At 67.0% G+C, this 23552-nt stretch carries 21 protein-coding genes; 15 read left to right on the forward strand and 6 right to left on the reverse strand.

The features are described 5' to 3' along the window. Nucleotides 1–54: 54 nt before the first annotated feature. The 4 genes from Poly30_RS12975 to Poly30_RS12990 all read right to left on the reverse strand — a co-directional run bounded on the left by Poly30_RS12975 (nt 55) and on the right by Poly30_RS12990 (nt 6108). Nucleotides 55–495, reverse strand: a complete 441-nt coding sequence (locus Poly30_RS12975; RefSeq protein WP_145197934.1) for a type II secretion system protein GspG — start codon at nt 493–495, stop codon at nt 55–57. A 40-nt stretch (nt 496–535) separates the two neighbouring features. After that, on the reverse strand, nt 536–1813 hold the full coding sequence (locus Poly30_RS12980; protein WP_145197936.1) for a type II secretion system F family protein: 1278 nt from the start codon (nt 1811–1813) through the stop codon (nt 536–538). Between the two features lies 1 nt (nt 1814). Beyond that, on the reverse strand, nt 1815–3497 hold the full coding sequence (gspE, locus tag Poly30_RS12985; RefSeq protein ID WP_419191327.1) for a type II secretion system ATPase GspE: 1683 nt from the start codon (nt 3495–3497) through the stop codon (nt 1815–1817). 187 nt (nt 3498–3684) lie between these two features. After that, the gene (locus Poly30_RS12990; RefSeq protein ID WP_145197940.1) at nt 3685–6108 is read right to left on the reverse strand and encodes a secretin N-terminal domain-containing protein; all 2424 of its coding nucleotides are present in this window, start codon (nt 6106–6108) and stop codon (nt 3685–3687) included. 329 nt (nt 6109–6437) lie between these two features. Here Poly30_RS12990 and Poly30_RS12995 point away from each other — a divergent pair, with 329 nt between their 5' ends. The 4 genes from Poly30_RS12995 to Poly30_RS13010 all read left to right on the forward strand — a co-directional run bounded on the left by Poly30_RS12995 (nt 6438) and on the right by Poly30_RS13010 (nt 9387). Then, nucleotides 6438–6698 (forward strand): hypothetical protein, encoded by a 261-nt coding sequence (locus Poly30_RS12995; RefSeq protein WP_145197942.1) that lies wholly within the window; start codon nt 6438–6440, stop codon nt 6696–6698. Next, nucleotides 6695–8077: a hypothetical protein gene (locus tag Poly30_RS13000; protein WP_145197944.1), complete on the forward strand. Its 1383-nt coding sequence runs from the start codon at nt 6695–6697 to the stop codon at nt 8075–8077. The genes Poly30_RS12995 and Poly30_RS13000 overlap by 4 nt, the downstream gene beginning before the upstream one ends. Further along, nucleotides 8074–8541: a PTS sugar transporter subunit IIA gene (locus tag Poly30_RS13005; protein ID WP_145197946.1), complete on the forward strand. Its 468-nt coding sequence runs from the start codon at nt 8074–8076 to the stop codon at nt 8539–8541. The genes Poly30_RS13000 and Poly30_RS13005 overlap by 4 nt, the downstream gene beginning before the upstream one ends. 96 nt (nt 8542–8637) lie before the next feature. Further along, nucleotides 8638–9387, forward strand: coding sequence for a GIN domain-containing protein (locus Poly30_RS13010; protein ID WP_145197949.1), 750 nt, complete (start codon nt 8638–8640; stop codon nt 9385–9387). A 62-nt stretch (nt 9388–9449) separates the two neighbouring features. On the opposite strand, the gene Poly30_RS28435 is transcribed toward Poly30_RS13010, so the two are convergent. Continuing rightward, a complete protein-coding gene (locus Poly30_RS28435; RefSeq protein ID WP_419191328.1) occupies nt 9450–10616 on the reverse strand; it encodes a Sua5/YciO/YrdC/YwlC family protein in 1167 nt (388 codons plus the stop codon). Nucleotides 10617–10781: 165 nt separating this feature from the next. On the opposite strand from Poly30_RS28435, the gene Poly30_RS28440 reads away from it, so the two are divergent. Beyond that, a complete protein-coding gene (locus Poly30_RS28440; RefSeq protein ID WP_419191329.1) occupies nt 10782–11642 on the forward strand; it encodes a sensor histidine kinase in 861 nt (286 codons plus the stop codon). Then, nucleotides 11639–13084 (forward strand): sigma-54-dependent transcriptional regulator, encoded by a 1446-nt coding sequence (locus Poly30_RS13030; RefSeq protein WP_145197953.1) that lies wholly within the window; start codon nt 11639–11641, stop codon nt 13082–13084. Before Poly30_RS28440 ends, Poly30_RS13030 begins: the two co-directional genes overlap by 4 nt. Before the next feature lie 77 nt (nt 13085–13161). On the opposite strand, the gene Poly30_RS13035 is transcribed toward Poly30_RS13030, so the two are convergent. After that, complete coding sequence (locus tag Poly30_RS13035) at nt 13162–13668, reverse strand: nuclear transport factor 2 family protein (RefSeq protein ID WP_145197955.1); 507 nt, start codon at nt 13666–13668, stop codon at nt 13162–13164. 190 nt (nt 13669–13858) lie between these two features. Here Poly30_RS13035 and Poly30_RS13040 point away from each other — a divergent pair, with 190 nt between their 5' ends. The 9 genes from Poly30_RS13040 (at nt 13859) to Poly30_RS13080 (ending at nt 23485) form a co-directional block, all read left to right on the forward strand. Next, entirely contained in the window at nt 13859–14416 is a 558-nt protein-coding gene (locus tag Poly30_RS13040) for a hypothetical protein (protein WP_145197957.1), read from the forward strand. A gap of 27 nt (nt 14417–14443) precedes the next feature. After that, the gene (locus tag Poly30_RS13045; RefSeq protein WP_145197959.1) at nt 14444–15238 is read left to right on the forward strand and encodes an FkbM family methyltransferase; all 795 of its coding nucleotides are present in this window, start codon (nt 14444–14446) and stop codon (nt 15236–15238) included. Then, complete coding sequence (locus Poly30_RS13050; RefSeq protein ID WP_419191330.1) at nt 15235–16635, forward strand: lipopolysaccharide biosynthesis protein; 1401 nt, start codon at nt 15235–15237, stop codon at nt 16633–16635. Before Poly30_RS13045 ends, Poly30_RS13050 begins: the two co-directional genes overlap by 4 nt. A gap of 162 nt (nt 16636–16797) precedes the next feature. Continuing rightward, a complete protein-coding gene (locus tag Poly30_RS13055) occupies nt 16798–17553 on the forward strand; it encodes an HAD family hydrolase (protein ID WP_145197963.1) in 756 nt (251 codons plus the stop codon). After that, the gene (locus tag Poly30_RS13060) at nt 17540–18556 is read left to right on the forward strand and encodes a UbiA prenyltransferase family protein (RefSeq protein ID WP_419191331.1); all 1017 of its coding nucleotides are present in this window, start codon (nt 17540–17542) and stop codon (nt 18554–18556) included. Before Poly30_RS13055 ends, Poly30_RS13060 begins: the two co-directional genes overlap by 14 nt. Before the next feature lie 3 nt (nt 18557–18559). After that, nucleotides 18560–20281: an ArnT family glycosyltransferase gene (locus tag Poly30_RS13065; protein ID WP_145197967.1), complete on the forward strand. Its 1722-nt coding sequence runs from the start codon at nt 18560–18562 to the stop codon at nt 20279–20281. Nucleotides 20282–20438: 157 nt separating this feature from the next. Further along, entirely contained in the window at nt 20439–20975 is a 537-nt protein-coding gene (locus tag Poly30_RS13070; protein WP_145197969.1) for a hypothetical protein, read from the forward strand. Nucleotides 20976–21182: 207 nt separating this feature from the next. Next, entirely contained in the window at nt 21183–22265 is a 1083-nt protein-coding gene (gene mamK / locus Poly30_RS13075; RefSeq protein ID WP_145197971.1) for a MamK family actin-like protein, read from the forward strand. Nucleotides 22266–22363: 98 nt separating this feature from the next. Further along, entirely contained in the window at nt 22364–23485 is a 1122-nt protein-coding gene (locus Poly30_RS13080; RefSeq protein ID WP_145197972.1) for a DUF3810 domain-containing protein, read from the forward strand. Nucleotides 23486–23552 lie beyond the last annotated feature (67 nt).

Below are 23552 nucleotides of genomic sequence, written 5' to 3' on the forward strand. Positions count from 1 at the left end.
CCGCGGTCTTCGGAAAAGGACCCGAGCAGGCCCCGCTGTTCGATCCGGCGAGAATCAGATCTCCCGGTTCTTGATCATCTTCGTGCTGAAGTCGAGGTCGCCGCCTTCGCCGCCCTGGGTGCCATCGGCGCCGTAGCACCAGATCACGGGATCGCCGTTGTCGTCCTCTTCGAGGATGTACTCGTTGCCCCAGGGATCCTTCGGTACCACGTCGGTATCGAGGTACTTGCGGCCTTTGTCGTCCTCCCGGGTGAGCTCCTCGATCGAGCTCGGCATCTCGCCGTTGTTGAGCCGGAACATGTTGACCTCGTCGAGGATCGCGATCATGTCCTGCTTGGCGGCGCTGACCTGGGCACTACCGAGGCGGTCGAACAGCTTGGGCGCGACGACGGTTGCCAGGAGGCCGATGATGACGATGACGACCATCAGTTCCGCCAGGGAGAAGCCTGCCTGGGAACGCTGGAGTCGGGAGATTCGGTTTCGATTGACTTTCATGGCTGTGGGATAGGAACGCCCGAACAGGCGTCGTATTTCATTAGATCTCGCCGATCTCCAGGATCGGAACGACGATGGCGAAGACGATGTAGCCGACGACGCTGGCGAGAACGATGATCATGATGGGCTCCAGGACGCTGGTGAAGCGCTCGGCGGCCACCTCGATCTCCTCATCATACGCCGTCGCGATGCGGTCGAGCATCTGCTCGAGTTCTCCGGACTGCTCCCCGACCGCCACCATGTAGCCCACGGTCGAGGGGAAGGCGCCGCTCTTCTTGAGGGGCGTGGCGATGTCGGTGCCCTCCATGACCCTCTCGCGGACGTGGGCGGTCGCGTCCTTGATGACCCGGTTGCCCACGACGTTTTCGGTGATCTCCAGGGACTGGATCACCGGAACACCGCTCTGGAGGAGCGTGGCGAGGGTCCGGGTGAAGCGGGAGACCGCCGCGCGCCGGAGCAGGTCGCCGAGGACCGGAGTCTTCAGCAGAAACTTGTCGATCCGAAGGCGCCCGTCGCCGCCCTTGGAGTAGATCCGCTCGAAGATGAAGGAGATGATGGCGATGCCGAGGAAAATGGCCCACCACCACTGCTTGAGGAAGTCGCTGGCGCCGACCAGCACCTTGGTGGCCGGGGGCAGCTCCTTCTTCTGGTCGATGAGCATCTTGGTGATCTCGGGGACCACCTTGGCCATCAGGATGGTGACGACGATCATGCCGACCGTGATCATCATCAGGGGGTAGGTCAGCGCACCGACGATCTTCCGCCGCAGGGCGCGCTGGCCCTGGAGATAGTCCGCCAGGCGGGTGAGCACGCTGTCGAGGTTACCGGCGGCCTGGCCAGCGCGAACCATGTTGACGTACAGCGGCGTGAACCAGCCCGGGTGCTTCTGGAGCGAGTCGGCGAGGTTGGTGCCCTGCTGGATATCCTCGCGGATCTCCCGGCAGAGGGTCTCGACGCGGCGCTGTTCCGCCTGGTCGACGAGGGCGGAGAGCGACTCGTTGAGCGCGATGCCCGAGCCGAGCAGGGTCGCCAGCTGGCGCGTCATGCCCGACACGATGTCGATCTCGCGGGAGCCCGGGCCCTGGGAGCTGGCGCGCGCCGCCTTCAGCTTGCTGATGGTGCTGGTGCGATCCCGGCCGACGGCGTCGTTGGCGCCCTTCGACTTCAGCCTGCGGCCGCCCCGCGTCTCGTTGAGCTCCGACACCAGAAGACTCTGGCGCCGCAGCTTCGTGCGGGCGTCCTTCTCGGTGTCCGCATCGACGATGCCGGACTTCGTGGCTCCTCCGGGGGCGAAGGCCTTGTACTGGTAAATGGGCATATCAGACGTCGAGCTGGGTCACGCGAAGCACTTCATCAGGCGTGGTCAGGCCGACCTTGATCTTCTCGCGCCCGTCGGTCCGCAGCGTCTGGAAGCCTTGCTTGGTCTGCTCGCGCTTGATGTCGGTCGCGGACGCTCCATCCATCACGAGGGTGCGGATCTTTTCGTTCACCGGGAGGAACTCGTAGATGGCGGTTCGGCCGGCGTAGCCCGAGTGGAAGCACTCGTCGCAGCCAGGTCCGTAGGCGATCTCTCCGTGCAGCTCCTCGGCGGTCATGCCGACCTTGCGGAGCTTGGCTTCCCATTCCTCGGTGATCGGGCCGACCACCTTGCAGTGGGGGCAAACGGTCCGCACGAGGCGCTGGGCGATGATGAGAATGATCGACGAGGCGACGAGGTAGGGCTCGACGCCCTGGTCCACCATCCGAGTGATCGTGCTGGCGGCGTCGTTCGTGTGCACGGTGGAGAACACGAGGTGACCGGTGAGCGCCGCGCGGATCGCGACCTCGGCCGTCTCCAGGTCTCGAATCTCACCGACCATCATCACGTCCGGGTCCTGGCGCAGGAACGAGCGGAGACCCGACGCGAACGTCAGTCCCTTCTTCGCGTTCACCTGGACCTGGCTGATGCCGCCGATGGCGTACTCGACCGGATCCTCGATGGTGAGGATGTTCTTCTTGGTCGTATCGATCTCGGCCATCGACGCGTACAGCGTCGTCGTCTTGCCGGAACCGGTGGGCCCCGTGACGAGGATGATGCCGTGGTTGTAGTCGAGGTACTCGCGGATCATCGCGAGGTTCTCGGGCTCGAGGCCGATCTCGTGCAGGCGGTAGAGCTTGGCCGTCTTGTCCAGCATCCGCATCACGATCCGCTCGCCCTGGCTCGTCGGGACCGAGCTGATACGTACGTCGACCTCGCCGTCGCCGAGGCGAATGGTGGCGCGACCGTCCTGGGGGAGACGCCGCTCGGCGATGTCCATCTTGCCCATGACCTTGACGCGGCTGATGATCGCGTCCTGCACGCGCTTCGGAATCGCGTCCATGTCGTAGAGCAGACCATCGATCCGGAAGCGCACCTGCATCCGGTCGGGGTAGGGCTGGAAGTGAATATCCGAGGCGCGGAGCTTCAGAGCCTGGAACATGATCGTGTTCACCAGCTTGATGATCGGCGCCTTGTTCGAGACGTCGAGCACGTCCTCGGAGTCGTCGATCTCGGCGGCCAGGGAGCCGATGTCACCGTCCTCGGCGACGGCGTCGAGGGCCTCGTCCACGCCGTCGGCCTTGTGCCGGTAGGCGCGGGCGATCAGGGTCGTGATCTCGGGCTTCGGCGCGAGCACCGCGTCCACCTCGACGCCGAGAAGCGCCGAGAGGTCGTCCATCGGATGGGGATCGAGGGGCGAGCAGGTCGCCACGCGAAGCACGTCGTCGGTCTTCTCCAGGGCCACGAGGTTGTAGTTCCGCGCGAAGTGCACCGGCACGGAGTCGACGAAGCTCATCGGAACCTTCGTTCCGTCGAGGCTCTTGCGGAACTCGTAGCCGAGGGCCTTCGCGTAGATCTGAAGCAGGACGTTCTCGTCCATGTAGCCCCTCGAGAGAATGACCTTGTCGAGGGAGTCGCCGCCCGTGGCCGCCACTCCGCGGCATTCTTCGAGTCGATCGCGGGTCAAGCCTGCGTCGAGCAGCATGTCACCGATACTGACCATAGTGGAGTGCCCAAGGAGGTTGGGCCGAGTTGGGGGCCGAGTGAGGGCCGGGGAGGCGGGCCGAGGAGCGGCCGATCGGTCGCTCGAGGGAGTGAGGGCGCGGGACGGGCCGAAGGAGGTCCTCCGGGGAGGATCTCCTTCGGCCGTCGATGAAGAGGGACCGGGTCGGCTACTCCTTCTTGGTGCCATCCAGCATCGAAGCGGCTTCGAACGGCGTGATGCCGACGTCTTCGCCCTCGACTTCGCCGCGGATCGGCGCCGAGTAGAGCGGGAGGTCGAAGCCCTCCAGGCTGACGTCGGATCCGCTGCCGTCCGGGGCCCCGAAGTTCGGGTCGATCTTGCGGAGACGGTCCATGCCGATCTGCTCCGCGGCTTCCAGCTTCTTCGTGAACGAGAACTCGGCGAGGTCGGCGAACTCCGTGTCCTTCATGATGTGCGGGGTCACGAAGAAGTAGAGCACCGTGCGGTCGCGGTTCGAGGACTCGCGGCTGAACAGTCGCCCGAGGATCGGGATATCCCCGAGCACGGGGACCTGCGTGCGGGTGTCGCTTTCGTTGTCGACCACGATGCCGCCGATGACCATGGTGGCGCCATCGGGCACGTTGACCTGCGTCCGGATCGTCCGGGTGACGCGCGGGGGAGGAATGGCTCCCTGGACGCTGCCGATGAAGGTCGAGACCTCCAGGTAGATGTCGAGGCGCAGGTACCGGGAAGCGCTGATCGACGGCGAGATCTCCATGGTGATACCCGCCTCCTGGTAACCGTTGAAGTTCGTCTGGGTCTGACCCGCGCCGACACCACCGCCGGTCGCGGTGATCTGGGTCGTGGGCTGCTCGTCGAGGGTCGAGACCGTGGCGACCGAGTTGTTGTTCACGAGCACGCTCGGGACGTTCAGCACGTTCGAGTTCCGCTTCTCTTCCACGAGGGCGAGGAGCATCGGGATCGAGAAGTCGCCGCCGTCGATGATGCCGGCGGTAACGCCCTGGCCGAGGCTCGGGACGCGCACGTCGACGACGCCGTCGCCGTCCGAGTCCTCCAGGGTGGAGAGACCGAAGCCCGTCACGCCGAAGCCGCCGGTCTGGTCGGTGCCGGGGATGTCCGCAAAGCCGAGTTCCACGCCGATGTCGAGCATGTCGCGGCTCGTGAGTTCGATCAGCGCGGTCTCGATGAGCACCTGGTCCTGGCGGCGATCGAGGAGTTCGATCATGCCCTTGAGGTCCTGATAGCGCGTCCGGTTGGCGGCGATCAGAAGGGAGTTGGTCTCGTTGTCCGCGACCACGACGAACTCGCGGGCGTTGTTGCTGGAGCGCTGTGCGCCGCCGTTCCGCTGGTTGTTGCCTGCGGTCCCGCCGGCCTGCTGGTCGAGCTGGACGGCGTCCTCCAGGAAGTCGTTCAGCGTCTCCGCCAGGTCCTCGGCGCTGACGTTCTCCAGGCCGACGATATGGTAGCTGCGCTCACGTTCGACGATGTCCACGTCGAGACGCGCGATGAGTTCCTTGATCCGCGGCATCTCCTCGGGGAGCGCCACGATGATGAGCGAGTTGGTGCGCGCGTCGACGATGATCTTCGCCTCGCCCTGGTTGCGGCTGATCGTGCCCTGGGCGCCCTGGACAGCGGCGTTCTGCTGCTTGGCCTGGTTGGCGGCCTCCAGCAGCTCTTCCACCATGGCGGCGACGTCGTCCGGGACGGCGTACTCCAGCTTGATCATCTCGAATTCGGGCGTCGGCGATTCGGACTTCGAAGCCTCGTCGATGATCGAGAGCATGTTGGCGAGCGCGACCACGTTGCTGCCGAAGCCGACGAGCACCATGGAGTTCGAGTTGCCCGCGGGCAGCATCTGCTGGGTGTTCGCGTCCGTGATCATCGTGCGCATCGAGTTCGACACCTGGCGAACATCGGTGTTGGGCAGCGTGACGACGGTGGTGATCAGCGTGGCGGGCTGGTCCTGGTAGTCGGCCAGGTTCTCCGGCTCCACGTAGATCGCGCCCGACCGCAGGTTGTTGCGCGCCGTGGTCGTCAGCGAGTCGATCTTGATGACGGCGATGTCGTCCTCGCCGACCTCGGTGCAGACGAAGTCAGAGATGATCATCATCACCTGGAAGAACGAGTAGAAGCGGTCCTTCTTGATCGTCTTCTGGCCGAGCAAGCGAACCTTGTTCTGCTTGAGAAGTCCCTCGGTGTCCTGATTCCAGGTGAACTGGAGGTCGGTGACTTCCTGGCAGGCCTGGGTGAACTGGTAGAGGGACATGCTGTCCTCTTCCTCGCTCTGGGCGAAGTTGAGCACGTAGCTGCCCTCGACCTCGACGATCGTGGCGAGGTCTGCTGTGTCTTGCTGAGGGTTCTGCTGGGGAGCGGCGGCGGCCCCTGCGGCAGAAACCAGGGTCAGCGGCAGCGCCCAAAGGAAGGCCAACGCGAGGGGGGCCGGCGCGAGGCGTGCCGCCCGGGAGAAGCCGCGGGCAATGACCCGGCGAAGAGTGCGGCGAGAGGTGCGGCAATTTGCCTGGAGCATCATGATTTCCTGTGCGGAACGCGGTGTCTCCATGCAGTGGACGGTCGATTTTTCGGCGTTGCCGAGGCCAGCTACATGGGTCATGGAGTCGTTCGCGGGTCGAGGATGGGGGTGCGGGGGCGAGGGACCGTCATCGCGAGCGGCGGCTCTGCTGGGGGCAAGGGCACCAGGTGCGATGGCTGTAACTCGTTGTCGGTGTTCAGTTTCGGGTCGCTGGGCGAGGCGGGCGAGTGCCACTTCGGGACCAGCCGTCGGCCCCGAGAGGCCAGGACAGGAGATGGGGACGCCACTCCCGCGCGGTATCTTCCCGATTGGGACTCCGAGATGCACGTTTGATGTGGGTTGCCGGGTATCGGAATAGCGGCGAGTCGCGCGTTGCGCGGCCGGGGCTGCGCGGTCACCCTGTTCCGCCCATGAGCGATTCGACGATGTCACCTTCCCTCGAAGCGCCCGTTGATCCGGCCGGTCCGAGCATCTCAGGATCCTCCGGACGCGATCCGGCGTGGCCGCAGCGGGCCTGGCTGGTCGCCGGGCTCCTGGTCGGCTGGGCTGGCGCGTTCATTTCCGGGGAGTCGCCATGGGAGAGCCTCTGGCAACTGCCCGCCGCTGGCGCCGCGGCCACGCTCGTTCTGGTGCTCGTCGCGTGGGGCCTGGCCCGGGTGACGCGATCATGAGCCTGACCTTCTCTCTCGTTCAGACGCTGACTCTCCCTGGAGGCGACCCCGATCCCGCGTTCCTGGTGGAAGGCGTCCGAGCTGCCGGCCTCGCGGCGCTGGCCGCAGGCGTCCTGGTGTCGGTCCTGGCGAGCGCCACAGGTGAGCGTGTCGGGCGCCCGGCGGGTCGGCGGATCGCCCACGTCGCGGGCGGCTGGCTCGCGGCGGCCGCGGCGGCGGCCGCCATCGCGTCCCCGACGCTGGAGCGAGCCGCCGTTGCGCTGCTGATTCTGAGCGTCTGCGATCTCATTCTTTCCGTCCGCGGTCGGCGCGCGATCCCTGCCTGGCTCGTCGGAGTCCTTTCGCCTGTCGGGGTCCTTTTGGCTGGACGCCTTCGAAGGAGCGCCGGCGGCGAGAGCGCCCTGGAGTGGCTCGGAACCCCTTTCGGCGGTGATCCCTCCACGACGCTTGGCTTCGTGGCACTGGCGCTCCCGCTGGTGCTCCCGGGGCTGCTCGGCGGTGTCTGGGCCGGCCTTGCCTGTGGACCGAACGTCGAGAGGGGCGCAAGGTTCAGCTACGGGCTGACGGCCGTCCTTCGACCGATCACCTACGCGGTGCTCCTCTCATGCACGTTCGCTGGCTCCGAGTTCTTGGCTCAGATCGGGTCCATCGCCGTCTGGATCATGCCCGTCGTGGCGCTCCTCCAGCGCTGCGCCGCCCACCAGCTGAGCAGCCTCGTCTACGCCGCGTGCTGGGCCCTGATCGCGGGCCAGGGCGCGGCGACGGAGGCGTCCGCGGATGCGTTCGCCATCGGCCTCGTGGGGCTCGCTCTACCGATCAGCGCGCTCGCCGCCCTCCTCGCCTTCGTGCGCGCGGAGGAAGCGGCTCATCCTGGGCTGGCACCGAACGGTCTGGCTCAGCTCTTTCCGCTGACCTTCCTCGCGGGCCTGGTCGCCGCGGCGGATGCCGCAGGTGCGCCCTTCCTGGGTGCCTTCCACGGCCGAGCCCGGACCGTGGGCGCGCTGGAACTGAACGGCCAGGGCCCGGAATCACTGGGGCTCGCCCTTTCCGCAGCGCCGCTCTTCGCCCTGGTCGCGCTCCCCTGGGTTCACCGCGTCTTTCTCCGTACCCCGGAAACCCTCGGCCATGTGCCGCCGGGAACGCGTCGGAGGGAGCCCAAGCTCTTCCTGATCGCCGTGCTCTCCGCCGCGTTCGGCAGCCTCGCGCTCGGGCTGGCGCCCGAACTGGCCCGCGGGCTGCTCCCGTTCGGTGACGTCGCGCCGCAAGCGGCGCCGACGCCCTGGGGTCAGCTCCAGCTCCTGATGGGCGCGGCTCTCGTCGCATCGTTTTTCAAGGGACGGATCTATCTGCGGGGCTCCACGCTATCCTCCACGCCATGAAACCGAGTGAGCTCATAGGACCCGACGACCTGTTGCTCGGATTCAACCCCGCGGACAAGTGGAACTGCATCCAGGATCTGGTCGAGCACCTGGTTCAAACGGGCCGTCTGGAGAGCGAACTTGCCGATGCCGTTCGTGAGGCCGTGCTCTCGCGGGAGCGCTCGATGTCCACGGGCATGGAGGACGGGGTCGCGATTCCCCATGCGGCTCTCGAGGACGTGTCCGAGGTGATTGCGTGTCTCGGCGTGATTCAGACCGAGCAGGGCCTGGATTTCGAATCGATCGACGGGCGCCCGACCCGGCTCGTGGTGCTGCTCGTGATTCCGAAGAGCCAGAAGCTACTGCACATCCGGACGCTGGCGGACATCGCGCGGGTCCTCTCGAAGGATCTCGTCCGGAAGGAGCTCCTCGCCGCCTCGGAACCCGAACGGGCCCACGCGGTGCTCGTCGCGGGCGAAGCGTGATCCGTTCCGGGTCCCGGCCAGGCCCAGGCCTGGCGCGGGCAAGTTCTCCGCGTGGCCCCTCGAAATAGTGGGCCCTGTGATACGAATGGAAGAAGCATGACGTACCCGAGGTCGCGAATTCTGAAGGCCCTGGCCCTGAGCTCCCTGGGCGGTGCTGCCCTGGGCGGGCTGACGGCCTGTCCTGGCGGCGGGCCGACCGTGATCCGTGGGAGCGGCCCCGTGGTCCAGGAGCAGCGCACCTTCCGTCCGATCGAGCGGATCGAACTCAGGGGCCGTGTCGACCTCTCGGTGCTCGTCCTCCCCTCCGAGGAAGGCGCGCTTCTCGAGTCGACCGGACCCGAGACCGTGGTCTTTCTCGAAGGTGCCTCGGACCTTCTCTCCTGGGTGGAAACGACCCTGGACGGCACCACTCTCACGCTGCGCTTCCGCGACGACGTTCGCCTGGATCCGCTGCCGTCCATCGAGGTCCAAACCGCTCGCCTGCTCGGGATTTCCTCCGTCGGTTCCGGTGACGTGCGGCTTTCGGGCGTGACGTCGTTCGCGACCCGTGGAAGCGCCCTGAGCATCGCCATGACGGGATCCGGCGACCTCGCCGCCGAGGGAGCGGTCGATACGCTCGAGGTCCGTCACGTCGGGTCCGGCGACCTCGATCTGCGCCACCTGAGATCGCGAACGGCGAGCTACTCGGGCCTCGGTAGCGGCGACGCATGGGTTCACGTGAAAGACTCCTTGCGTTCGCGCCTCACCGGTACCGGGGACCTTTATTTGCTCGGAGACGTGCCGGACGAGCGAGTGGATTCGGAGACGATCGGATCTGCCGAACTTCGTCGCGAACGCGACAGGTGAGCCGAGGGGGATTCCCCGTGGGACTCCCGCCTGCCGACGCTCCCTGGTCTCACGACCAGGCCTTACGAGTGTCCGACCCAGGCTGGAAGCCGCGCCTCGATGAACCCTTCGATCACATCGGCCGTCCGGCGGTAGACCTCGAGCGGCCCGCCAAAGGGATCCGGAACGTCGCGGCCCGCTGGATCCAGCAACTCGACCGCATCCGCCGCACCTGGAGGGAGAACGGAGAGAAGCGCGGAACGGTGACTGCGCGTGAGGCAATAGACGCGGTCAGCGGCCGCGATCTCGCGGGGAATCGCCGGGTGCGACTGGTGCCCGGAGAGATCGATGGACCGATCATGCAGGACCGTGACGGCGTGTTCGGACGGTGGCGACCCGACGCCTGCGTAGACGCCTGCCGACGCGACGTGGAAGCCGAAGGCCGTCTCGTCCGCGCTGCCGAGGGCGCGCTGAATGGCGGCTCGCGCGATGCCCTCTGCCATCGGACTGCGGCAGGTATTGCCGGTGCAGACGAACAGGATGGACAGGCCGGTCGCGCGCCTGAGCTCAGCGGGCGTGACGATGCCCTCGCGAAGGACCTCGAACCGACCGGGTCCCAGGGCCAGAACGGTGGACGGGGTCTGGAGGGAGGCGGGGCCGCCGTCGAGGACGAGGGGCACTTCGCTCTCCGTGAAGGCATCCCGAACGCCGGACGCGGTCACGGCGGGCGCGGCCTTTCCACGGGCCGCGCTCGCAAGGACCACCGGGAAGGGGGCTGCCTCGAGCACGGCGGCCGTGCCCGCGTGTGACGGGACACGGACGCCTGTCCATCCGCCCGCTGCCAGCAGGCCATCCGTCGCCAGGAGCGCCGCGCCGACGGGTGCCTGGGACTCCTCCATCTCGCCCTCACCGCTACCCTGGTGAACGCTCCCTTGGAGAACGAGCGTCAGCGGCCCCGGCCAGTAGCGCTCCGCCAGTCGCCGTGCCAGGGAACCGAGATCGGACGACTGCAGGAGGGCCTCGGGATCGGTGGTGTGCCAGGTGAACGGTCCACTCTCGTCGTGTTCGAGGAGCGAGCCGAGCCGGGCGAGCGCGCTTTCCAGATCGGCCCTCACGGCCAGCCCGTAGACGGTCTCGGTCGGGAGCCCCACGACCTTCCCGTCAGCCAGCGCTTCCACGGCGGACCGGACCTGCTCCTCGGTGAATGGACTGGCGGCCAGAGGGGTCGATTCGGAGGAGGGGGCAGTCACGGGATGGGGGCGCGTGGTTGGAGTCCTGGAGGGTACCTTGTAGCCTTCCACGGCCCCCGAGCCAGGACCTTTGCCGCCAAAACGGCGGTAAGAAAGCCGTCGAGGGTCCGTAGGGGCACTGGAGACAGGCCCCGCTTGGGGCTCCGAAAGCTGGAAGCACGCGACATGGCAGACACGGACGAGACTGAGTCGAAGGAACGAACTGCGGACGCCTGGGGGCCTGCGGCTCCGGTCCCGCCTTCGGCGGACGACGTGGACGGCGAGCGCGGGACCGGGCACTCGCGCCGGAAGCTCCTCGGAAGGCTGGCGGGTGGACTCGCCCACGAGATCAAGAATCCGCTCTCGACCATGGCGATCAACCTCACGCTGCTGGAGGAGGAGTTCCAGCCCGCGCCCGGTGGCGACGGCGTTCAGAGCCCGAAGGACAAGCGCTCCCTCAAGCGTGTCCACACGCTCCAGCGAGAGATCAGCCGGCTGGAGGGAATCCTCGACGATTTCCTTCACTACGCCCGCGGCGGAGAGATCAACCGTGCGCCCGGTGATCTCGTGGCCCTCATCCGCGAGGTGCTGGAGTTTGCGGCTCCCGAGCTCGAGGCCGAGAACGTGCGGCTTCACGCGTCGTTGCCGAACGCTCTGCCGCTCGCGATGCTCGACTCCGGCGCGTTCCGCCAGGTCCTCATGAATTTGCTGGTGAACGCGCGGCAAGCGATGCCGGGCGGCGGCGAGCTCATCGTGGAACTCAGGCGCTCGGGTGCGCGTGCTGAGCTCGCGATCACCGACTCCGGCGTGGGGATGACCGAGGATCAGCTCGAGCACTGCTTCGACCTCTACTTCTCCACCAAGCGCGGTGGCACGGGGCTTGGCCTGGCGACGGTCCGGCGGATCATCGAGATGCATGACGGTGAGATCGGCGTGCAGAGTGAGGCGGGGCGCGGGACGCGATTCTTGATCTGGCTGCCGCTTCTGCAGGAAATTCCGATCACCAAGGGAGCCCAGGCGCCGCCGAGCGCAGAATCAGAGCCATGAGTTCCGAAGGATCAGGACGCGTTCTCGTGGTTGACGACGACCTCGGGCACGGGGAGGCGCTCGGGGACGGCCTCGAGATGGACGGCTACGACTGCGTGGTGGTCGGTTCCGGCAGCGAGGGCATTGCTCAGCTCGAAGCCCATTCCTTCGATGCGGTGCTCACCGACCTCGTGATGCACGATCGTTCGGGGCTCGAGGTCCTGCGCGAGGCGAAGAGGCTGGCGCCGGATACGCCGGTGCTTCTCGTCACCGGGCACGCGACGGTGGAGACGGCGGTCGACGCCATGCGCGAAGGCGCCGAGGACTACCTTTCGAAGCCGGTGAAGCTGACCGAACTGCGGGCCAAGCTGGCCCGCGCCGTCGAGAAGAGCAGGCTCCGCAAGGACAACGAGACGCTGCGCAACGAGAACGTGGAGCTGCGCAGGCAATTCGACAAGAGCTTCGGGTTCGAGGGTTTGCACGGGCGCTCCCCGGAGATGATTCGGGTCTTCGAAATCCTGGCGCGCGTGGCGCCTACGGACGCGACCGTCCTGATCCTGGGCGAGAGCGGTACCGGCAAGGAGCTGATCGCCCGCGCGATCCATACGAACAGCAAGCGCGCCAAGGGCAACTTCGTGGCGGTGAACTGTGCCGCGCTGACGGAAGGTCTGATCGAGAGTGAACTCTTCGGTCACGTCAAGGGCGCGTTCACGGGCGCCGTCGCCGACAAGGAAGGCCGCATCGCGTACGCCAACGGTGGGACGCTATTCCTCGACGAGATCGGGGATATGCCGCTCGTCACCCAGGCGAAGATGCTGCGCGTGCTCGAAGCGCGTGAGGTCGTCCAGGTCGGGGGCAACGAGCCGCGCAAGGTCGACATCCGTCTCGTCGCGGCGACCAACCGCGACCTGCGTGAAATGGTGAAGGCCGGCACGTTCCGTGAGGACCTGTTCCATCGCCTGCAGGTGGTCGAGCTCAATCTGCCTCCGCTGCGGGACCGCGCGGGCGACATCCCGCTTCTGATCGATCACTTCGTCGCCGAATTCCGTGAAACGCACTGCCGCGAGATCACCGGCATCGCGCCGGAGGCCCGCGCGCTCCTCGGTCGCTACCCGTGGCCGGGGAACGTGCGCGAGCTACGGAATGCTCTGGAGAACATGGTGCTTCTCGCCGGTGGCGCCGTGCTCGTGGTGGACGACGTCCCGGAGGGTATTCGCCGGGTGGCGGGCGGCGCGCGGTCGTCCGGTGCGAGCGGTGCTTCGAACGGAACCGACGCTGGTGGGTCTCTGCCGGCCTCCTCGGGTGGCTACGATCTGGCAGGGCGCTCCCATCAGGAGGTCGAGAAGGCGCTGATCCTCGCCAACCTCGAGCTGATGGAAGGCAACCGGAAGCGCGCGGCCGAGGTGCTCGGGATCGGAGAGCGGACGCTCTATCGAAAGCTCAAGGAATACGGGATGACTTGACGCGCAGTGAGGCCCCAGCTGGTACCCGATCTGTGACCCATTCGTGGGCCTCAGGGGGGCATCTCAGTCGGGGTGCTCTATCGGGGTCGCCGGTCGTGGTTCACGTCGCTCGTGCGATGGATGCGCCAGTTGCCGTCCTCGCGGATCATCTCCGCCGTGAACTCCAGGTCCCACCACGGGGCGAACTCCGTCGTCTTGAAACGGTGCTCGATCAGGCACTTGACCTGCACCGTCGCGGTGCGCGGCTTGACCCCTTCGGGCGAGTGGTCGACGAAGACCAGGCCGTCCGGCTCGACCAGCGACCCGCGGTAGCGCTCGCCCGGCGCCATCAGACCGTTGGCGTAGCGGCCGATATCGTTGCGGTTGTAGCCGCTGCCCTCATCCACGTAGTCCCGCGCGAACACGCGCCTGAGCTTCCTCGGATTTCGGCCCTCCAGCGCCTCGAGTGCGTCGAGGATCCGGGCCTCGATGTGCTGCTCGTCCGACATGAGGGCGGACCGGATCCGAACGAAGGCCACGGGCAAGAGGATGAGTCCGAGGAGGACCCATCGGCCGGATCCATCGGGGAGTCTGGGGAGTCGCATGGTTCGGTCGATCGGAAGCCGCTCGCTCTGGGCCGGCTACGGAGAGGTGGATGGCAGGCCCGACCGAGCGGATGCTCCCGTCCGATTGTGAGCCGGGCTCAAGACGGGGCACGCAGAAGCTCGATGGGTTCTGGTACCGGGCAGGGTAGAGTTTGGGGACCTGCGCCAGTCCCTGACCCCGACGTTTTCGATGAAGTCTGTCCTACTGCTCCTTTCTTTCGCCCTCTTCGCCTGCGGCCCCAAGACCGAGGCCGTCGACCCGGCTCCAGCGGAGACCGCCGCCGCGGGTCCTCGCTGGGTGGCCCCGGAGGGCTGGACGGAGCAGGAAGTGCAGCAGCCGATGCGATTCAAGCAGTTCGAGCTGGCCGGGGCCACGGAAGAGCAAAACGCTCTCTGCGTGATCGCCCACTGGCCCCAGGGCATCGGCGGCATCGAGGTCAACCTCGATCGATGGGTGGGTCAGGTGAGCGCACCGGGAAGCACGCTCAAGGCCCGCGATCTCACCGCCGATCAACGCTGGGTGAGCGAGCCGGACGGCTACCTCGTGACCAGCGTCCACGTCGAGGGCACGATCCAGCCGATGCCAGGAATGGGCTCCGACATCGCGACCCACGAGTCGGGCGCGATCCTCGCGGGCTTCATCGAGGTCGAGAATTCCCCGGAGGTGTGGACCGTCAAGATCACGGGACCTTCCAAGACGATCGCGGACCACAAGGACCGCTACCTCCAGTTCATCTCCGGGATCTGAGCCCGACGGCACTCTTCACTTTCGATCATGTTCCATCGCACCCGACGCCTCGCCGAGAAGGTCCTGCGGCGCATGCGCTCCGGCGTGCCTACCCGCAGCCTCGAGGAGTGGGAGAGCAAGCACGAGCCGCTCGTCGTCGCGGCCGTCGAGCGGATCTTGCCGCACCTGCCCGAGGGCGGGCTCTTCCTCGATATCGGCGCGAACGTGGGTGCGTTCTCCCGCGTGCTGCGGGAGCTTCGCCCCGACGCGCGCGGCATTCTCTTCGAGCCGGTCGCGAAGTACGCGGCCATCTGTCGCGAGCGTTTTGCCGATGACGACCACATCGAAGTCGTGAACATCGCTCTCGGCGACGAGAACGGCCAGCGAACGATCTTCAAGGCCCCGCACAACTACGGCGCCAACTCGCTCGTCCAGGAGATCATGCACGATCGCCGCCCGGAGGCCTTTGTGCGGCCCGACACCGTCATCGAGGAGGAGACGATCACGCTCCGGCGCGTCGCGGACTTTCTCACGGAGCGAGGGATCGAACATGTGGACGTCGTCAAGTCAGACACGGAGGGCTACGACTACGCGGTACTCGACGGCCTTCGGCCCTGGATCGAGCGAACCGGGTGCTTCCCCGTGGTGCTCGCCGAGGTCCTCCAGGAGGACTTTCATCCGCTGGTCGAAAAGCAGCGCGCAGCACTGGAGGCCATGTTCCAGCTCGGCTACGGCCGCGTCGACGTGGGCGAGGAGCTGAACTGGCTCGTCGGAGACGTGCTGCTGCTTCCGCCCGGAGGGACGCAGCAGAGCCCGGCCGGGAACGTACCCACGGCCGAGTGATCTCCCTCCTACGGCGCACACTCGGAAGCGGCTTTTTCCGACAGTCGACGACGCTCCAGGGCGCCGCCTTCGTGAACGCCGCGAGCAACCTCGCGGGGACCATCGCGCTGACGAACATTCTGGGCGTCGGGGAGCTCGCGATCTTCTACCTGGCCGTCTCCGCCTACTCGCTGCTCTGGTCGTTCATGAACCTGGGGCTGGCGTCCGTGGCCACGTCGCGGATCGCCGCCAACCTCCAGGCCGGTCGAAAGCAGCGGATGATCGGCTGGGTCGGGATTCTGCTTCGCCTGTCCCTCGCGCTCAGCGTCGTCGCCTTCCTCGTCGGCGGCCTGGTCTTGCCCCCGGCTTGCGAGGCCTACTTCGAGGAGAACCAGATTCGGATCGGAGAGCTGAGCGTTCTCTTGATGCTCATCCCTCTCCTCGATGTGCCCCGCATCGCCGCCTGTTCCGCGCTCCAGGCAGAGCGTCGCATGCTGGCGCTCGCGCGCGTCGATATCGGTCAGGAACTCTGTCGACTGGTACTCGTGCTGGCGGGCGCTCTGGCCTTCGGGAACGCCATGGGGCCGGTGGTCGGCATGCTCGCTGCTTCGGCGGCGGGCAGCGCGATCGCTCTGGATACGTTTCGTCGAGAGCGCAAGGAGCCGTCGAGCTCTCTGCCGCGCATGGGGACGGCGATCCGTGCCCGCAGCGTGCCCGCGCGTCTCGCGCTCCGCGAAGGCATCAAGGTCGGGCTCGTCCGGAACATCGATTCACTCGGTATGACGATCCTGCCCACGCTGATCCTGGGCGGCGTCGGCGACCAGAAGTGGGTGACATACCTGCGGATCGCCCAGCGGATGATCACCATGGCGCGCCTGTTCATGCAGGGCATCAACCGGACGGCGCTTCCGGCGCTTTCACAGCTCGCGGGGGTGAAGGATCTGGTCGGCCTCCGCCGCCTCTACTGGAGGGCGAGCTTCTATTCCGGCGGGGCGGTCACCCTGGGTCTTCTGGTTTTCTTGCCGCTGCTCCCCTACGTCATTGGTTTGTTCGAAGAGAGCTACGCGGAGCCGGTCTGGCTCCTGTCGCTGATCCTCGCTCCGGGGCTCGCCATCGTCTCCTTCTCCGTGGCGAACGACGTCTTCTACCTGGTGACGGGTCAGATGCGAGTGGCGATCGTCATCTCGATGGTGGGGCTCTTCGTGAACACGACGGTGATCACGGTGCTGGCGCATCAGTTTCCTCGGGTCGGAGTGGCCATGGGCCTCACGTTCACCTGCCTCTTCAGCCTCGTCCACGTGGGGTACGCTTGGCTCTGGTTCCGCCGGAACGACCACCTGTTCCTTCGTGAGACGCCTGACGGCGACGTGATGGCCGGGACCGCCGAAGAGGTGGCCGGCGGCCGCTCGGCGACCTGACGAGACCGTCAGGGACCCGGAAAGGATTTCCGGAGCGCTTCCTTGGGGCCTGGGGTGGAAAGGGGTCTCCTTGGGCCCGTTCCGCGCGGGACCGGTGAATCCCGCGAGCTTCCGTGCTCGTACACAAGTCGGCCAGTTGCCACGGTCGATGATCTCCTATCCATGGTGACTCGCCCCGATCCGACCTGGGAGCGGCCGCTGGCCGTTCTCTTCGATCTCGACGGCACGCTGTACGACCAGCGTCCGCTGAGACGCGCCATGCTCAAGGAGCTGGCGTGCGCGCCTCTCACGAAGGGGCCGCGGGGGGCCTGGAAGGTCGCCCGGTGCCTGCGAGCCTTCAGGATCCGTCGAGAAGATCTACGGGATCTGGGTGACGGATCCGAGCCCCTGCGTCTCCTGCAGTACGAACGCCCCGCCGCCGAGCTCGGGGTTCCGCCTGGCGTCGTCGAGAAGATCGTGGAGGAGTGGATGTACCGTAAACCGCTGAGGCACCTTGGCCACGCCGGATGGCCGCGGCTTCGAGCGACCCTTCAGGCGCTGAAAGACGCGGGGCTCAAGCTCGGCGTCTTCTCCGACTACCCGCCCGCTGAGAAGCTCCAGGCGCTCGGGATCGCGGACCTGTTCGACGTCGCGATCGGAGCGACGGATGAAAACGTGAACGCCTTCAAACCGCACGCCAAGGGTTTCCTCGCGGGGGCGCGCGCGCTCGGCGCGGCACCGGGGGACGTCGTCTACGTCGGTGACCGGCACGACCTCGACGGGGCAGGGGCGGAGGCCGCTGGTATGCGCCACGTGATCCTCGAAACAGGCGTGAGTCACGTCGGTGAGAGCGGCGAAGCTTCGGAGCGCACGGCCTCGCCGCGGTGCCGCACGATTCAAGACTTCTCGGAGGTACCCCATGGCGTTGGGATCTCCTGAGCACGCAACTTCGGGGAGCGCGCTTCCCTCCGGCACCGGCCTCTGGGACCGCGTACGGCCCTACGTCCAGATCGCTCGCATCGATCACTGGTTCAAGAACGCGTTCATGCTCCTCGGCGTGCTGCTCGCGTTCTTCTATCGACCCGACCTCTTCAGCGCGGCCTCGGGGTGGAAGCTCCTGGGCGCGTTCCTGATCGCTTGCCTCGTCGCCTCCAGCAACTACGTGCTGAACGAGCTCTTGGACGCGCCGCTCGACCGCGAGCATCCGACGAAGAAGAACCGGCCTGCCGCGCGAGGTGAGGTGAACCCTGCCGCGGCGATCCTTCTCTGGGGCGCGCTCGGGGCCGTGGGCGTCTCGGCGGCCTTCACCTTCAACGGTCCGTTCGGCCTGAGCGCGCTGGCTCTCTGGGTGATGGGCTGCATCTACAACGTGCCTCCGATTCGCTCCAAGGAGGTCGCTTACATCGACGTCCTTTCGGAGTCGGTCAACAATCCGATCCGTCTGGCCCTCGGATGGTTTGCGCTCGTGCCCGACAGGCTCCCGCCGCTTTCGCTCGTGCTCGCGTACTGGATGGTCGGGGCCTTCTTCATGGCGACCAAGCGGTTCGCCGAGTATCGCTCCATCGGGGACCAGGGGCGGGCGGCCCGCTACCGGCGATCGTTCTCGGTCTACAACGAGGCGCGCCTGCTGGCGAGCATGGTGTTCTACGTGACCTCGTGCGCGCTCTTCTCCGGAGTCTTCATCACCCGCTACAAGGTAGAGCTGATCCTCTGCGTCCCCTTCGCCGCGGGCTTCTTCGCGAAGTACATGTCGCTCAGCCTCAAGGACGACAGCCCGGTGCAGAACCCCGAGAAGCTGTACCGCGAGAACGGCTTCTTCGCGTACGCGATCGGCATCACGCTGCTCTTCATCGTTCTGATGTTCGTCGAGATCCCGGCGCTCTATTCATGGTTCGGCGTCGAGCCCTCCTCGTTCGAGCCGCTCTGGCGCATCGGGAGCTGAGGCGTGCCGCGCGCGACGCGAGCCGCGAGGGCCTGGACCTTCGCCGCCTACCTGGCGCTGGCGACCCTCGTCCACTTCGCCGTGGGGGCCTACCAGAGTGGGTTCGGCGGCTTCGAGGACGAGCCCGCGCACCTCGTGACGGCGCTGATGATCCGGGATTGGATCGTGGCCGGCTTCCACGATCCGTACGCGTGGCTCGATCCACGCGGGTTCGCGGAGACCTACTACATCCATTACCCGAAGGTCGCCATCGGGCAATGGCCGCCGGTGCTCCACGCCATGCTGGCCGTATGGATGCTCGTCTTCGGAGCGTCGAAGGTCGCCATCGTTTCGCTCCTCACGATCGTCACGGCGGTGCTCGCGAGTCTTGTCTGCGAGCTCGTCCGTAGGCCGCTCGGGCTCTGGGCCGGCACCGTCGCGGGCATGATGTTCCTGACCGTCCCGATCGTGCAGCTCTGCAGCGGCGCCGCGATGACCGAGCTCCCCGTCGCGCTCTTCAGCTTCCTGGCGGTCCTGTTCTTCGGCCGCTTCCTCGAAACGGGTCGGGCGCGCTGGGTCTGGTCGTTCGCAGGGGCCGCGGCAGCGACCGTTCTCACCAAGGGCACCGGGCTCGCTCTTGCGCTCGTGCCAGCGCTGGCCATCGCTTTCAGCGGGCGCTGGGAGGTTCTGAAGCGACCGTCACTCTGGGCCGCTGGCGCGCTCGTGGGGCTTCTCACGGCGCCCTGGTACCTCGTCACGGTATCGATGACGCAGGACTCCTGGGGCGGCGGAAGCTCGCCCAGCTGGGCGTATGCGAAGTTTGCCGCCACCTCGTACGCGGGCTGGTCGTGGGATCTGGCAGGTGTCCTGGGCCTGTGTCTCGTTCCGGTCGGTACGTGGTGGGGGCTTCGGGAATGCCGACGGCGCCGTCCCGAATCGGATCGCTGGGCGGCCCTCGCGGCCTGGGCGCTCGCCTTGGCGGCGCTGCATCACGTCGTCCCCAGCAGCGTAGAAGAACGACATCTCTCCGTGCTGGCCCCTGTCTGGATCGTCTTCGCCGCTCTGGGGGCAGGGCACGCGGCACTTGGCCTGGCGCGCCGCTGGCAGCGCCAGGGATTGGCGCAGGGCGAACCCACGGGCGAAGGGGCCGTGGCGGGCCTCGGCGTGGCCGTCCTTGCCGTCAGCGCGCTCCTCTGGAACGGCGCGCCACCGGTCAAGGACTTCCGCGGCTGGGATATCGCGGGCGCGGAGTGGGTCGAGCGATTGCCGGAGGGCCCCACGCGGATGCTGATCGCCTCGGATCCCGTCGGGGAGGGACTCTTCGTCGCCGGAGCGGCACTGGCGGACGAGGTGCGGCGCGGCGGAGCGGATCCCCGCGCGCTGGTGATCCGTGCGAGCAAGGCGCTGTGCCACGCCGGCTGGAGCGGTCGCAGCTATGTGCCGCTGTTCTCCGAGCAGAGGGCACTGGAGGACTGGCTCGAGTCGAAGGGGGTGGGGCTGATCGCGATCGATGAATCCGTTCGGGAAACCCGCCACTGGTACCCGCACATGGACCAGCTGCTGACGGCCATCCATGCCGACGGGTCGCCCTGGGTGGAGGTGGAGCGCTGGGACGTCGTGCGCAACGCGGCCCATGAACCAGCGGCGCTGGTGGGCTATCTTCGCCAGGGATGGAGGGATCTTCCTCTGCCTGACCTGCGCCTCGAAGAGATCCGCGCCGTCGCGCTGGACGCCGCGGATCATTAGCTCGGGTCGTTCCCATCCCAAAGAGGCGCAGTCAGGGAGATTTGGGGCCTCATTTTCGGGCGTTCGTGGCCTAATCCCTACATGGAACTCGGACAGCAGAACCGCGATTCCCTCGCGTCTGCTACAAAGTTGCTATCCCGGCCCACGCCGGGTCCCCATGACCAAATTCAGATCACCCAGCCGTGGCGGGAACCTCGTCCACAGAATCGACCTACCCGGGCTTGGCAAGTCCGCCGGGTCGCGGCGGCGTGAGACTCGGGGTCCTTCGCGTCGCAGGGGCACGGCCAATCCTTCCGAGGCTGCAGGTCAGGCATCTGCAGGTCAGGCACTCGGCGCTGCCGCACCGCCTGCACAGCCGCTCCCCGCCTACGTCCTGCCTACCCAGGGCCCCAGGGACACCGATCTGGAGCGCACTCCGGCGGTGCTGGAGGACAGTCAGGCCCGCAAGCAGATCGACGTCCTGGAGCGCCGCCTCGCCAAGATGGCGCGCCTCCTCGACCAGCGCGATGTGGAAATCGTTGCCAGGTCGCGCCAGGAAGAGGACACCGGCGTGGCTTCGATCTACCGCGGCGTCCAGGGCGTGGACGGGGTCGGCGATGAGGTGAAGCAGAAGAAGGCTCTGATGTCGAGCATCTTCGAAGCCAACCTGAAGCTCCGGGAAATGGTCACGTCGACCGCCCGGGATGCCGATTAGGGCTATTGGGGGTCCTGATTGACGTCGTCTGACGGCTAGACTCCCGAACGAAAGGTCGCCCTGGCAGCGCGTCGCCCGACAGGTAGGGTAGGGACGTGGTTTTGTCCTCATGCAGCAGTCGTTAGCCTGTGGCGTCCCCCTTCGAGAGCCCAAACCTGGGGATCGGCTCCCCAGACTGACCAGCGCCCAGCGCAGCCACAACGGACTATGACCGACATCACGACCGACGCCAGTGAGAGCGTCGATGCAGGATCGCCGAAGAAGGACCACGGCGTTCTCTACCTCGGGATCGACCTTGGCACGTCGCGGACCTCTGTCTCTGCGAGCAACGGTATCCGTGAAACGATCGAGTCGTTCGTCGGATACCCGAAGGACCCCGTCGCGCGGAAGCTGTTGAAGAAGGATGTGCTCTTCGGCGAGGAGGCGCGCGGCAAGCGTCTTTCGCTCAACCTGCACCGCCCGCTGGAGCACGGCGTGCTGAAGTTCAACGCGGACGGGTCCGAGGACAAGGAAGGCCGCCGCGCCGCCATGGACCTCGTCAAGGAGATCGTGCGACTCGCGCGCCCTCGCAAGGACGAACTCGTCTACGCCGTGATCGGCGTGCCCGCCCAGGCGCAGATCAACAACAAGGACGCGATCCTGCAGGCCGCGCGTGAGTCCGTCGACTCCGTGATGCTTTGCTCGGAGCCGTTCTCGGTCGCCTACGGCCTCGACATGCTCGAGGACGTACTCGTGATCGACATCGGCGCCGGTACCGTCGACCTCTGCCGTATGCACGGCACGATGCCCGAGGAGTCGGACCAGATCACCATGGAAACGGCCGGCGACTTCGTCGACGCCGAGCTGGGCAAGGAGATCGCGGCTGCCTTTCCCGAGGCGCAGTTCACGAAGCAGATGCTGAAGGAGCTGAAGGAGCGTTACTCCACGGTCGACAAGACGACCGAGCCGATCCTCGTTCGCTTCCCCGTCAACGGCAAGCCGACGGAGTTCGACATCACGGAGCAGATGCGGACCGCGTGTCAGCGCATCGTGCCGCCGATCGTCGAAGGCCTTGGCGAGCTGATCGGTACATTCGACCCCGAATTCCAGGACCGCCTGAAGAACCGCGTGCTGCTCGCCGGCGGCGGTAGCCAGATCAAGGGGCTCGACCGCGCCATCACCGCCGAGATGCATCGAAACCTCGGTAGCGGCAACGTCATCCGCATCGAGGAGCCGATCTACGGCGGCGCCAACGGCGCCCTGAAGATCGCCCACGACATGCCCGAGGACTACTGGGAGCAGCTCAAGTGACCGACGGCGCCAGCCGCCCTGAGTCCCACGGCGCGGCCGACCTTCCTGAGAGTCCACTGGCTCCAGAAGGTCGGCCGCGCGCTCATTCGTCGTCCCAGTTGCCCCCGTCGTCCCAGTCGCCTGCGTCCCCGGCGCTGCGGGGGCGAGACTGGCTCTGGGCCTGCGCGCCCGCGCTGCTCGGAGCGGCGGTGACGCTCGTCGCCCGCGCCATGCCGGACCGCGTGGAAGCGTTGTACTCGCGGGGCCTCTACCCGAAGATTGGCTCCGCCCTGAACGTGCTGGGGGCCCGCTGGGCGGAACTCACCGGGGCTGATCCGGGAGATCTCTCCGTGCGCCGGGCTTCCCTTTCCGAGGTTCTCCTGGGCGTATTCATCGGCGTGGTGCTGGTGGCGCTCTGGCGCTCGATGCGCCGGGGCGTGGGGCCGCTCCTTCGCCGGGTCCTCAGCCTCGGCGGGGCCGCGTACCTCGTCTTTCTCTGCGTGTGGGGCCTGAACCACGCGCGCGTCCCACTCGCACGAACGCTCGGGCTCCAGCTGCAGCCGGTCAGCGTCGAGTCACTCAACGACGCGGCGCTCGAGCTGGAGCGGGACCTGGGCCAGCTCCTTCGGGAGATTGCCGGTCTCGAGGACCTCGAGAACGTCGCCTCGGAGGCGGGGAGTCTCGCCGCCCGCGCGTGGGCCGAGGCGATCGAGGAAGAGCCCGCGCTGGGCTGGCAGCGCGCCGCCGTGACCTGCGCCCCTCTCCTGTCGGGAGCGCTCGGCGCATCCAGCATCACCGGGATCTTCAGCCCCTTCACCCAGGAAGCCCACGTCGTCGAGGGCCTGCCTGCGGTCGACCTCGCGTTCACGGCCTGTCACGAGATCGCGCACGTTCAGGGCTGGGCCCGGGAAGACGAGGCGAACTACCTCGCCTGGCGCGTGGGCTCGCGCTCCGGGAGCGTTCCGCTGCGGATCGCCGCCTACACCCTTGCGCTGGTACACGTTCACCAGGCACTGCGCAAGGCAGACCCCGCGCTCCAGAAGCGGCGCGCGCTCGACCTCGACGCGCGGATCGTCGCGGTCCTCCAGGAGCGTTCTTCGTTCTGGGAACGAACGCGTTCCCGCGTCGCCACCCGGGCCATGGAGAGGGTCAACGACACCTACCTCAGGAGCCAGGGGCACGGCGCGGGCGTCGCGTCCTATGGCCGCATGGTCGATCTCATCGTGGCAGAGCTACGCTGACGGGCAGAGCTACGCTGACGGGCAGAGCTGCGCTGACGGGCGGGGATTTGAGGTTATGCTGCGCTCA

The sequence above is a fragment of the Saltatorellus ferox genome, from assembly GCA_007751475.1.
Lineage (GTDB): Bacteria > Planctomycetota > UBA1135 > UBA1135.